We start from the raw sequence: 13245 nt of genomic DNA on the forward strand, positions 1-13245 counted from the left end.
TACAGAGGGAATGATTGATACGCCAGAGACCGCCATTTACTCCATTCGGGCTCGCGAAATTCTAGATTCACGCGGACGCCCAACTATTGAAGCGGAAGTGTATCTGGAGAATGGTGCTGTTGGAGTTGCACAGGTTCCCAGTGGTGCTTCAACAGGGAGCTTCGAGGCGCATGAATTACGCGATGGAGACTCAAGCCGTTACGGCGGCAAGGGCGTACAGAAAGCAGTGCAAAACGTGGTGGAAGAAATTGCCCCTCGCTTAATCGGTTGCAATGCGCTAAATCAAGAAGCGATCGATCGCGCCATGATTGACCTGGATGGCTCGCAAAATAAAGCCAATCTGGGTGCAAATGCCATCTTAGGGGTCTCTCTCGCTACAGCTAAAGCGGGTGCCGAAGCTTTAGGTCTACCGCTCTACCGTTACTTGGGTGGGCCACTCGCGAACTTGCTGCCTGTGCCTCTGATGAACGTGATCAATGGTGGAGCGCACGCAGACAACAATGTGGACATTCAGGAATTCATGATTGTCCCGATTGGGGCTTCTTCATTTCGTGAAGCTTTGCGCTGGGGAGCAGAAGTGTTTTCCTCGCTCAGTAACGTCTTAAAGGCGCAGGGATTGTTAACTGGGGTAGGGGACGAAGGTGGTTTTGCCCCCAACCTAGCATCTAATCAGGCGGCTTTAGATTTGTTGATAGCCGCGATCGAGAAAGCGGGTTACAAGCCCGGAGAGCAAGTGGCGCTGGCGTTGGATGTGGCTGCGAGCGAACTCTACAAAGACGGTCAGTACGTCTATGATGGTGCTGCTCACACGCCAGCCGAGATGGTTGATTATCTGGCTAAGTTGGCGGGTCAGTACCCGATCGTCTCGATCGAAGATGGCTTGCACGAAGATGATTGGCAGCATTGGCAGTTGCTAACTCAGAAGTTGGGCGATCGCGTGCAGCTCGTCGGGGATGACTTGTTTGTGACCAATCCCACTCGTCTACAGCAGGGGATCGACCAGAAAGCAGGCAATTCGATCTTGATTAAGCTAAATCAAATCGGCTCTTTAACCGAAACGTTGCAAGCGATCGATCTGGCCACTCGGAACAGTTACCGCTCGGTGATCAGCCATCGTTCTGGTGAAACGGAAGATACGACGATCGCGGACTTGGCTGTAGCAGTTCGCGCGGGTCAAATTAAGACGGGATCGCTTTGCCGTAGTGAGCGGGTGGCAAAGTACAACCGTCTACTCCGGATTGAGGATGAGCTGGGTAAGCAGGCGCTCTATGCAGGGGCGATTGGCTTGGGGCCTCGGTAAGGAAGTAGGCTCGATCAAGTTATTAGCTTTGAGGGGTTATCGGATTAACTCTTGAGAACCGAACCCTTGGGGGCACCTGCCCCCAAACCCCCGCTGAGGGACGGCTGCGTCCCCCAGACCCCCTCCAGAAGGGCTTTTTGAGTTAGTGTTTACAATCAAGAGGCATCTTCCTTTCAGTAGGTGGGTGCCTTTTTGCTGAGATTGAGACAAGCTGGGTGGGGGCGATCGCGGTTCATCTTGCCAAATGCCTCATGTCATCAAAACCTGACTTAACAGAGTTCAAGCTTTATTAGAGATTCCTAAAAAAATATAACGATATTACTTCTTGTTCAACTGAAAGCTGCAATTGAAACGGTTTGCAGCCGATGTTTTGTGTAGTTTGTTGCTGACAAGTCTAAATCTTCCCGTTTGAATAGGAGTAGGGTAGGTAAAAAAAATTACACTTATCCTAATTTTCTTGGTTCGGGCATTCCAACTCTGGCAGTGAACAGCACTTCTAAAGACATGGTTGAGCAACAAAATTCTGTGGATGCAAGTCAGAGCCTGACCAAGTCAAATTTCCAACTCCACCAGGTTGAGGCAGAAGCTAAACTTCTACAAACCCTTTCGTTAGCCATTAGTGAATCTCCAGATTTAGCAACGGCTTTACAGGTGGCACTCCAACAGGTATGCGAAGCCACAGGGTGGAGATATGGAGAAGCGTGGCTCCCCGATCCCACTCAAACCAGATTGGAATGTAGCTCGGCTTGGTATAGCGAATCCACTTCACTGGATAAATTTAGAGCACTGAGTCAAGCGATACATTTCCAGCCAGGAGTAGGTTTGCCTGGGCGGGTTTGGGCTAAGCAGAAACCAGAATGGATTCAAGATGTGTCTCAGGAAGCCTCAACGAGCTTTTTGAGGACTGAAATTGCTCTGGAGGCAAAGCTCAAAGCAGGGCTGGCAATGCCTATTTTGGCGAGAGGGGAAGTGGTTGCGGTCTTGATCTTCTTTATGTTTGAAGCTTGCTCCGAAGACCAGCGCCTAGTGGAATTGGTGACTGCTGTAACTGCTCAGTTAGGTGCAATCTTGCAACTTAAGCGAGCCGAAAGAGCCTTGAAAGAGCAACAAGAGTTTTTGCGGCTCGTTCTAGACAACATTCCTCAGTACATTTTTTGGAAGGATACTCAATCTGTTTATCTAGGCTGCAATAAGAGTTGGGCAGAGTTGGCAGGTCTGACCCAACCCGCCGCGGCAATTGGCAAGACTGACGACCAACTGCCTTGGACACCACCAGAGATTGAGTATTATTTGGAGCAAGACCGACGCATTATTGCGACTGGAGTCCCAGAGCTAGACATTGTTGAATCTAAGCAGCATCAAGATGGCCGCCAGGTCTGGATGCATGTGAATAAATTGCCCATTCATAACGCAGAGGATCAAGTCATTGGACTCTTGGGTCTGATGGAAGACATTACAGAGCGCAAACAAGCCGAGCAATGTCTGCGGGAGAGTGAAGCACGACATCGGGCTATTTCGGGCATGGCCTCTGACTATGTTTACTCAGTCCGGATTGAACCGGACGGCGAATTGGTGACTGAATGGGCCACTGAAGCCTTTTATCGCATCACTGACTACACGCTGGATGAGATAAATGCTTTGGGCGGTTGGGTCAGCTTGATTCACCCAGAAGATTTAGCCTTGACCTACCCTTTTGCCCAGCAGATCTCAGCTAATCAGCCTAGTATTCTGGAATATCGCATTGTGAATAAAGCGGGCGCGATTTGTTGGCTACGTGATTATGCTCGACCAGAATGGGATGCTGAGCAACAACGAGTCGTACGAATTTTAGGAGCAGTCAAAGATATTACTGAGCGCAAGCAAGCTGAGGAAGCCCTACGGCAAGCCGAAGCAAAGTATCGCAGTATTTTTGAAAACGCAGTTGAAGGTATTTTTCAGACCACAACGAATGGGCAATATTTAACTGCCAACCCGATGCTGGCAAAGATTTATGGCTACGATTCCTCAGAAGAGTTGATGGTCACCTTGACGGATATCCAGCATCAACTTTATGTCGATCCCAGCAGTCGAGCTGAATTCATGCAGCGGATTCAAACTCAAGAAGCTGTGTGGGGATTTGAGTCTCAGATCTACCGCAAGGACGGCACAATTATTTGGATTTCCGAGAATGCTCGAACCATTCGGGATGACCAAGGCCAACTCATTGGCTACGAAGGAACGGTTGAAGATATCAGTGCTCGCAAACAAGCAGAGGCAGAACTACACAAGCGAGAAAGTCTGCTGCAAGGCGTGGCAGAAGCGACTCAGCACCTATTGACCAATCCTAACTGCGACGCCGCGATCGCAGCAGCACTAGCAACTCTAGGCACGGCAGCAGGAGTTGATCGCGTTTATATCTATGAAAATCATCCGCATCCCATTACCGCTGAGTTGGCGATGAGTATGCGATTTGAATGGACTCACGAGGCGATCGCTCCGACGATTCACCAAGCCTATTGGCAAAATCAGCCTTACCGGGAATCTGGTCTTAGTCGCTGGTACGAAGCTTTATCTACAGGCCAATCGATTAGTGGGATTACTCGTGATTTTCCTCTAGTGGAGCAGAACCTCTTAGAGCGGGATCGAATTTTGGCGATTTTAATGGTACCAATTCTGATTGATCAGCACTTTTGGGGTTACATCGGCTTTGATGACTGTACGACAGAGCGCTGCTGGTCGAAGAGCGAAGAATCCATTTTGATTGCAATGGCTGCCAGTATTGGCGGAGCTTTGAAGCGAGAGCAAGCAGCGGCCACAATTCGTTATCAAGCCTTTCACGACTTACTGACTGGGCTACCCAATCGCATTTGCTTCAACAACTGGTTATTGCCATCACTCACGCAAGCGCGGTGCAGCGACAAAAACGTAGCTGTGATGTTTCTGGATTTGGATCGCTTCAAGGCAATCAACGACACTCTAGGGCATGCGGTAGGAGATCAGCTTTTGCAGTTGTCGGCGCAGCGCATTGCCAGTTGTCTACGCGAGGAAGATATTGTGGCTCGTTGGGGCGGTGATGAATTTACGCTGCTACTGCCAGATTTGAACTGTCCTGAAGACGCCAGCAGAATTGCCCGACGGGTGTTAGAAGCCCTTAGACCTGCTTTTACCCTAGAGGGACATGAGCTATACATCACTAGCAGCATTGGCATCGCCTTGTATCCGCAAGATGGCGAAGACGTTCCTACACTCTTAAGAAACGCCGATGCTGCCCTTTATCAAGCCAAAGCCCAAGGACGAAACAACTACCAGTTCTATACTGCGGCTCTTAACGCTCAGGCATCGGCTCGGTTGGAGCTAGAAAGCAATCTCCACCATGCCCTAGAACGAGGGGAGTTTGTAGTCTACTACCAACCGCAAATCAACCTAACCAGCCAGCAAATTACTTGCATGGAAGCTTTGGTGCGGTGGCAACATCCAGAACTGGGGTTACTAGACCCGAAAGCATTTATTCCACTGGCCGAAGAAAATGGTTTAATCGTTGCCATTGGAGAGTGGGTGCTGCGAACCGCTTGTCAGCAAGCGAAGCAATGGCATCAGGCAGGCTTCATGCGATCGCGGGTTTCTGTCAACCTATCAGCGCGGCAATTTCAACAACCTGAACTGGTCGGAATCGTCGCTCGCACTCTCGCCGAAACTGAGCTTGGGCCAGAATTCTTAGAACTTGAGATTACTGAAACGACCGTCATGCAAAATGCCGACTCTACCTGTGAAGTTTTGCATGACTTAAACAAAATGGGAGTTTCCCTGGCGATGGATGACTTTGGCGCGGGTTACTCTTCATTAGGGTATCTGAAGAAATTTCCCCTCCATACACTCAAAATTGATCAGTCTTTCATTCGAGATTTATCGCTTAGTCCCCAGGATGCTGCCATTGTCAGTGCGGTAATTGCTTTAGGGCAGGGGCTAAATCTTAATGTAATTGCCGAGGGAGTCGAAACTCAAGCTCAACTGGAACGGTTGCGATCGCTACAGTGCCAGACCATCCAGGGTTACTTGCTCAGTGCTCCCTTAGCAGTCTCAGAAGCCACAGTCTTCTTGCGAAACCATCGGCTGCAATGTCCACCTCCAATGATTTCGCAAGATCGAGTTACTGCTCAAGTTTAAAGCGCTGAGTTTAACGATCCCTATCTAGCTAGAACTGGCGTAAAAATCGCAGATCGCTGTTGTAAAGCCGCCGGATATCGTCAATCTGGTGCAGTACCATCGCTAAACGCTCCACCCCAAAGCCAGCCGCAAAACCCGTGTAAACTTCCGGATCATAACCGACAGCTTTGAGCACGTTAGGGTCAACCATCCCACAACCCAGAACTTCTAACCAGCGACCTTTCCACTGCACATCTACTTCTGCCGAAGGTTCGGTAAAGGGGAAGAAACTGGGACGAAAACGGATGGGCACATCGCCAAACATGGCTTCTAGAAAAACCTTAATTGTGCCTCGGAGATCCGAGAAAGTTAGTCCTTCATCCACTGCCAGAATTTCAATTTGGTGGAAGACGGCAGAGTGAGTTGCGTCTACTGTGTCACGACGATACACCCGCCCCGGCACTGCCACGCGGATGGGGGGGTCGTTTTCTTCCATGTAGCGAATTTGCACCGTCGAGGTGTGGGTCCGCAACAAATTCCCATCCGTCAAATACAGCGTATCCTGCATATCCCGAGCGGGATGGTCTGGCTGGAAGTTCAGAGCTTCAAAGTTGTAGTAGTCTGTTTCCATCTCTGGGCCTTGAGCCACGGTGTAGCCCAAACCCATAAAAATATCTAAGGCGCGGTCAATCGTGCTATTCAGCGGGTGCATTCGCCCTTGAGGCCGATACATCCCTGGCATCGTCACATCCAGAGTTTCAGCTTCCAATTGGGCTTGAATCTGAGCTGCTTGCAGTGCTGTGCGCTTAGTGTCTAAATCGTTTTGCAAAGCTTCTTTGACTTCATTGGTCAAAGCCCCAATCCGAGGACGCTCCTCAGGTGGTAACTTACCCATCCCCCCGAGGGCTTGGGAGAGTTGGCCTTTTTTCCCCAGGTACTTGACACGGAGTTGATCTAATTGATCCAGAGTTTCGGCAGTGGCGATCGCCTGTTGCGCTTCTTGGCGCAGCGCATCTAATTGGGCTTCCAGATCGCTAGTCTGATGAGTCATGCTAGGGGTTGTTCGTAAAACAATAATCTTGAGCGCAGCGCTTACCCGTGAAACGTTGCTCTACATAATGCCAGTTTAGAGGCTAGCGTTCTGTTTTGGACAAGGTTTTCCCAGGTAGTGTTTCGTCAACCGATCGTCAGAATCATCTCTTCGGCTCGTCATTGCAGTTGCACAATCTGCGATGTCAGGCACAATCAAAGTCTGGTAGACCATTGACATACTATTGCGTCGAATTACTCTATGAGACTCCTTGTTAGTAACGACGATGGCATTTATGCCCTCGGCATTCGTAGCCTAGCGAATGGGATGGCTGAGGCAGGTCATGAAGTCACAGTCGTTTGCCCCGATCGAGAGCGATCGGCTACAGGCCACGGCTTAACTTTGCATAGCCCCATCCGAGCAGAAGAAGTTGAATCAGTCTTTCATCCCAGCATTAAAGCTTGGGCTTGTTCGGGCACCCCTTCAGATTGTGTTAAGTTGGCTTTAGGAGCCCTCCTGGACCATCCACCAGATTTTGTGCTCTCCGGCATTAATCACGGCTCTAATCTTGGCACTGATGTGCTCTACTCAGGCACAGTCTCAGCAGCTATGGAAGGGGTGCTCGAAGGAATTCCTAGCATTGCCTTTAGCTTAACCAGCTTCAGCTGTAGAGAATTTCAACCAGCTGTACGCTTCGCCCAAACCTTATTAACCCAACTGACTCAACACCCTTTGCCCAAGCTTGTCCTGCTCAACGTGAACATACCCGCAGTCACGCAACCAGACATTATGGGTGTTGCCATCACTCGCCAAGGAGTTCGCCGTTACACAGACATTTTTCAGAAACGCCTAGACCCTAGAGGCAAAACTTATTACTGGTTGGCGGGTGAGTTGCTGGAGGATGTCACGGATGAAGTCGATCTCAAGGAGGGCAACGAAGCAATTACGGATGTGCAAGCCATTCGGAACAATTACATTACTGTTACGCCCCTCCAGTACAACTTAACTTCTGTAGACGGGCTCACCAATTTACAGAAGTGGCAACTAAATTTCCCGGACTACCCATCGCTTTAACAGCAGAAATAAAAAGCTACTTGCGGTTCAAAGTTCTGAGTTAAGTGCTGAGAATCTCTTAAAAATAGGGCTTCGATCACTACCAGAGGGAACAATTTTGATTAAGTTGGAATCATAGGGAGTTTCTCCAAACTAAATTATTTATAGATTTCACTGTTCGCAGTATCCAGGGTGAGGGTTAGTGAGCCATCGGGCGTGAGAGGACTCCGCATTAATCGGCAATCAAGTTCAGCTAGAGCATGCACAACCAATTTACAGTTAATTTTTGGGGAGTCAGGGGCAGTATTGCTTGCCCTGGATCTGAAACGGTTCGTTACGGCGGCAATACACCTTGCGTTGAAATGCGCATCAATGGTCAGCGCTTGATTTTTGATGGCGGCACTGGCCTCCGGGTTCTAGGGCAAAGCATGTTATCCGCTATGCCTGTAGAAGCCTACATGTTTTTTACGCACTCCCATTGGGACCATATTCAGGGCTTTCCGTTCTTTACCCCTGCCTTTATTAAAGGCAATCGCTTTCATATCTATGGAGCGATCGCCCCAAATGGCTCAGATGTGGAGCAGCGCTTGAATGATCAAATGTTGCATCCCAACTTTCCAGTGCCATTACAAGTGATGGGAGCGGAGCTTGATTTTCAAAGCATTGACGTTGGTCAGCCTCTGCAAATCGACGATATTACGATCGAAAATGCGTCGCTCAATCACCCTGGGGAAGCCATTGGTTATCGGGTTTCTTGGAAAGATCATGCAGTCGCTTACGTCACCGATACGGAGCATTTTCCAGACCGCTTAGATGAGAATGTACTCTGGTTGGCTAGAGAAGCGGATGTTCTGATTTACGACGCCACTTATACCGACGAAGAATACCACTCACCCAAGACGAGTAAAGTCGGTTGGGGCCATTCCACTTGGCAAGAAGCCGTCAAAATTGCCAAAGCAGCAGGCGTCAAAAAGCTGGTCATCTTCCACCACGACCCAGTCCACAGCGATGATTTCCTTGATCAGGTGGGCGAACAGGTCGCACGAGTTTTTCCGAATAGTCTCATGGCTTGGGAAGGCTTATCAATTCAGATCACCACTGCGGTTACGTTGCCCGAAGCAGAGTTAGAACCAGAATCAGTCGCCGAAGCAACCATTTCTGCCTCCGCTTAACGGCCTCTACTGCGAGATCACTGAAACCAGCTAAATCTTTGCGTTCACAAGCTCTCGCTACGTGTAAAAATGTAAAGCGTGTGGGTTACTTCTTCGCTAACATCCGTTTTAACACCAACCGCTGTTGCCCTAGGAAATTTTGATGGCGTTCATCGAGGGCATCGGCAGGTCATTCAGCCTGTCTTAAATTCCGTTGCATCCGTTCAGCCACTCACAACTTCCTTTTTTAAGGATGATTTGTTTACGACCCATGAGCCGAACGAGAGTCTGCTGCTCAGTCCTAACGCAGCGATCGCGGCGGGAACCAATTCTGAACTGCCTTACCCCACAGTCGTCACCTTCAATCCCCACCCTCAAGAATTCTTTTCTGGGCAACCCAGAGCTTTGCTGACTACCCTAAACGAGAAGGTTTTGCAACTCCAGGCAATGGGGGTTCGTCAGCTTGTACTACTACCGTTCGATCGCGAGTTAGCAGATTTAAGCCCCCAAGCATTCGTCGAAGAAATTCTGGTCCAACGCCTCCAGGCCCAACAAATTAGTGTGGGAGTTGACTTTCGCTTCGGACGGCAACGCGCTGGAACTGCCGCAGATTTACAAGCGATCGCCGCCACGTATGGCATTGCAGTTAGTACGGTGCCACTATGCACCTGTACAGACGAGCGAATCAGCAGTTCTAATATTCGTACAGCTTTGCAAGCCGGAGATCTGCAACGAGCCAATCGCCTCTTGGGGCGGCCCTACAGCTTGATGGGTCAGGTTGTATGGGGGCAGCAATTGGGCAGAACGATTGGATTTCCCACCGCTAACCTTCAACTACCACCCGAAAAATTTCTTCCCAGCCACGGCGTCTATGCGGTGCAGGTTCAAAGCTCCACCTTGAGCGGCCTACAGACCCCTTGCTCAGCAGTGATGAATATTGGTCACCGTCCTACAGTGAATGGCATTAGTCGCACTGTCGAAATCCATTTGTTAGATTGGGACGGGGATTTATATGAACAGACGTTGATCGTCAGCTTGAAGCACTTTTTACGTCCGGAGCAAAAGTTTGCTTCCTTAGAGGCGCTAAAGACTCAGATTCAAGCAGATTGCTTATCAGCGCGATCGCTCTTGGCTACTGCACCAAGTGTTTAGAACCTAAACTTCTAAGACCTAGGCTTTTAAAACTCAGTTTTAAGGCGAGTGCCTAAGCCAATCTCTGAGCGCCAACGTCTATCGATCAGCCCTGAGTGAGCATTGAGGCAGTAAATCCAGTAAACTTCCCATCCTCACTTAGGGAAAATCCTGACATGATCAATCAAGGGTCATCCTTAGGGAGCAACAACCAGTCATGCGAGAGCGTATCGAACGGCTAACTCAAAATCTCAGTCAGACGATTGTCGGGAAAGCCGAAGCCATCCGATTAGTTTTAGTCGCGCTCATTTCTGGAGGTCATGCCTTGCTAGAGGATGTTCCGGGGGTGGGTAAAACCCTGCTGGCTAAGTCTTTAGCTCGCTCCATTGACGGCAAATTTCAGCGCTTGCAATGCACCCCGGATTTGTTGCCCAGCGATGTCACAGGCACTAATATTTGGAATCCCCGCTCTGGTGAATTTGAGTTTCTGCCAGGACCTGTCTTTGCGAACGTGCTACTCACTGACGAAATTAACCGGGCCACGCCACGTACTCAGTCAGCGCTACTAGAAGTCATGGAAGAACGGCAGGTGACAGTAGATGGGACTTCTCGGCCTGTTCCTAGCCCGTTTTTTGTCATTGCTACCCAAAACCCAGTTGAGTACCAAGGTACATTTCCACTCCCCGAAGCCCAGATGGACCGCTTTGCCCTCTCCCTGACCCTGGGTTATCCGAGTGAACAAGAAGAATTGCAGATGCTACAACGCTTGCAATCTGGAGTTAGCGTCAACGAATTGCAACCTTGTTTATCGCTAGAAGATATTCAGGAGTTACGACGGTTATGTTCTGCGGTCAAAGTAGAGCCTTCTTTGCAGCAATACATTTTGAACTTGGTACGAGCGACCCGCGAAGATGAGGAAATTACTTTGGGGGTAAGTCCACGGGGAACTGTCGCCCTGCAACGGGCCGCACAAGCTCTAGCCTTTCTAGATGACCGTGATTATGTGATTCCTGACGATGTTAAGTTTTTGGCCCCCTACGTCCTGTCACATCGCATCATTCCTGCTAGGGGTCAACGAGGACGGGCGATCGTCGATCGCTTACTTTACTCTATTTCCATTCCTTAGGCTAAATCTGGGGCCTGATCAAACTCTGGGATATCCAAAGGAATTGTGCAGGCAGGTGCTGAGCTATGTAGCGGCAACGTTACAGTAAACTTGGTTCCTGCATTTAATTGACTGGTGACCTCAACTTGACCGTGATGAGCATCTACACATTTCTTCACGATCGCCAGCCCTAGTCCTGTTCCTGGAATTGTTCCTACATTAGTGGCTCGATAAAACGAGTCAAACAGCCGTTGTTGGTCCTCTTCCGGAATCCCAATTCCTTGATCTTGGATCTGAAAAACTACAAGGTCATTCTCGTAAATCAAGTTCAAGTGAATCGTGCTGTTCGCAGGAGAGTATTTAGCAGCATTAGAAATTAAATTCCCCAAGATATGCCGCAGCAAATTTTCATCCATACAAGCCTCGGTTGCATGACCTTGGCCTGTACTATTGAACACGAGCTGGTACTGTTGACCGATACTGAGGCGCAGTTCATCTACCAATTCTTGACAGAATTCTTCTAATAACAATGGCATCGGCTGGCACTTCAGTTGGCCCGCTTCGGCTCGACCAATGATTAAAACCTCATCCAGCAACTCAGTCATCCGTTTTGTAGCCGCATGAATTCGCTTGAAATATTTCGTTTTCTGCTCTTCACTCGCTTTTTGGGTATAACGTTCTAGTAATTCGCTCGATAGGACGATCGCGCTAAGTGGATTACGGAATTCGTGCGAAACCATAGAGACAAAACTAGACTTGAGCTGGCTCAGCTCTTTTTCCTTGGCTAGAGCGTTATAAATATCAACTTCTGCCCGCTTACGTTCGGTAATATCACGAGAAGAAATTTGGATTTCTTGAATGGTTTGAGTTTCTGAAGATCGAATGGTTTTGGCGGTAGATTCTAGCCAGAGGTAATGTCCTTGCTGATGCCGAAAACGATAAGACACTGAGTAAGTTTCTGGCAGCTCTAGAATATTGGTATGGACGAGGCGTACGGCATCAACATCATCCGGATGATGATAATCGTAGGCAGATTTGCCTAAGAGTTCTTCAGGTTCATACCCTAGAAGGGTATGACAGGCAGGCGAAACGTAGAGAAACGTACCGTCAGGGGTGTGCTGCGAAATCATATCGGTTGAGTTTTCGGCTAGCAACCGAAACCGCTGTTCACTCTCCCGCAAAGCTTGTTCAAATTGTTTGCGCTGGGTAATGTCGCGCATGAAGGCACAGTTATACTCTCGGCCCCGAAATTCTAGGTAGTTCCGAGTCACTTCAACCGGAAATAGATACCCGTCTTTACGGCGGTTCCACGCCTCTAGTGTATAGGAGCCTTGTTGCTTGAGCTGGGACCAATCTTCTTGCCAACTCTCAGGCGAGGCATCAGGGGCAATATCAAATATTGTCATCACTAGCAGTTCGCTCTGGGAGTAGCCCAGCATTTGGCACGCTGCTTCATTGACGTACACAAAGCCAGCATCCGGTCCAGTCCAAATTACGGCTTCCGCCGCATGGTTCACGGTAAACTGCGTAAATTGTAGTGCTTCCTCTACCCGCTTGCGCTCGGTGACATCTCGGACGATGCAAATGAAACCATCCTTGTCGATCGCGGTTAGTGACAGCTCTTGATAGAACTTCTCACCATCTTGCTTTTTAGCGATTACCTCGCCCCGCCAAGAGCCTTTAGCTTGTAAATCTAAAGCGGCGCGACGAGCCATCCCTTTCAAGTCATCGTCATCGTAGACAAGTCTCCAAGTCTGGCCGAGTAGTTCCGCTGGGCTATCGTAGCCATAGATCTCGGCGTAGGCTTGGTTGAGGTAGATAAATTGCTCATCTTGATTGAGAATTGCCACCCCATCACTCGCGGCTTCAATGGCTGCTGACTGCCGCTGCATAATCTTGAGAGTTTGACTGCGCTCAATGGCGTAGCGAATTGCTCGTACCAACAAATTAACTTCGATTTGACCCTTAACGAGATAGTCTTGAGCGCCTTGCCGCAGCGTCTCAATCGCGATCGCTTCATCATCAAGTCCTGTCAAGACCACAATTGGGGTATTGGGAGCAGTGGCATGAACTTGTTGTAGAGTAGCCAAGCCTTGCTCGTCGGGCAGGAAAAGATCTAGGAGTACGACGTCACATTCGTCTTCGCGTAAATAGGTGAGCGTATCGCTCAGTTGCGTTACATGCACCACTTCCCAAGCAGCAACACTGGTTTCAATTTGCAAAATCTTTTGTAAGAAGGTCGCGTCAGTCAGACTGTCTTCTACGAGCAGAATTTTGATGGCTTGAGCATACATAGCGCTGGTGACTTAATCTCAGGAGCAACGTTAGGAAAGCTATAGCTAAGGTTCCCGTT

General features: G+C 49.2%; 8 protein-coding genes. 6 read left to right on the top strand and 2 right to left on the bottom strand.

The window, feature by feature from the left end; translation table 11 throughout:
* The first annotated feature begins 10 nt into the window (after positions 1-10).
* Both eno and H6F90_RS08670 read left to right on the top strand, forming a co-directional pair.
* Positions 11-1300, top strand: a complete 1290-nt coding sequence (eno, locus tag H6F90_RS08665; protein WP_190552001.1) for a phosphopyruvate hydratase — start codon at positions 11-13, stop codon at positions 1298-1300.
* Between the two features lie 483 nt (positions 1301-1783).
* Positions 1784-5443, top strand: a complete 3660-nt coding sequence (locus tag H6F90_RS08670; RefSeq protein WP_190552003.1) for an EAL domain-containing protein — start codon at positions 1784-1786, stop codon at positions 5441-5443.
* A 28-nt stretch (positions 5444-5471) separates the two neighbouring features.
* On the opposite strand, the gene pheS is transcribed toward H6F90_RS08670, so the two are convergent.
* Complete coding sequence (gene pheS / locus H6F90_RS08675; RefSeq protein WP_190552005.1) at positions 5472-6473, bottom strand: phenylalanine--tRNA ligase subunit alpha; 1002 nt, start codon at positions 6471-6473, stop codon at positions 5472-5474.
* Positions 6474-6713: 240 nt separating this feature from the next.
* Between pheS and surE the strand changes: the two genes are divergently transcribed.
* The 4 genes from surE to H6F90_RS08695 all read left to right on the top strand — a co-directional run bounded on the left by surE (position 6714) and on the right by H6F90_RS08695 (position 10913).
* Positions 6714-7526 carry a 5'/3'-nucleotidase SurE gene (gene surE / locus H6F90_RS08680; RefSeq protein WP_190552007.1) on the top strand — a complete coding sequence of 271 codons (813 nt, stop codon included), beginning with the start codon at positions 6714-6716 and terminating at the stop codon, positions 7524-7526.
* Positions 7527-7765: 239 nt separating this feature from the next.
* Positions 7766-8677, top strand: coding sequence for an MBL fold metallo-hydrolase (locus H6F90_RS08685; protein WP_190552009.1), 912 nt, complete (start codon positions 7766-7768; stop codon positions 8675-8677).
* A gap of 78 nt (positions 8678-8755) precedes the next feature.
* Positions 8756-9808, top strand: a complete 1053-nt coding sequence (locus tag H6F90_RS08690) for a bifunctional riboflavin kinase/FAD synthetase (protein ID WP_190552011.1) — start codon at positions 8756-8758, stop codon at positions 9806-9808.
* A gap of 196 nt (positions 9809-10004) precedes the next feature.
* Positions 10005-10913, top strand: coding sequence for a MoxR family ATPase (locus tag H6F90_RS08695; protein ID WP_190439029.1), 909 nt, complete (start codon positions 10005-10007; stop codon positions 10911-10913).
* Here the strand turns inward: H6F90_RS08695 and H6F90_RS08700 are convergent.
* The gene (locus H6F90_RS08700) at positions 10910-13186 is read right to left on the bottom strand and encodes a PAS domain S-box protein (protein ID WP_190552013.1); all 2277 of its coding nucleotides are present in this window, start codon (positions 13184-13186) and stop codon (positions 10910-10912) included. The two genes, H6F90_RS08695 and H6F90_RS08700, sit on opposite strands and share 4 nt — an antisense overlap.
* Positions 13187-13245 lie beyond the last annotated feature (59 nt).

This window comes from Trichocoleus sp. FACHB-591 (genome assembly GCF_014695845.1).
Lineage (GTDB): Bacteria > Cyanobacteriota > Cyanobacteriia > FACHB-46 > FACHB-46 > Trichocoleus.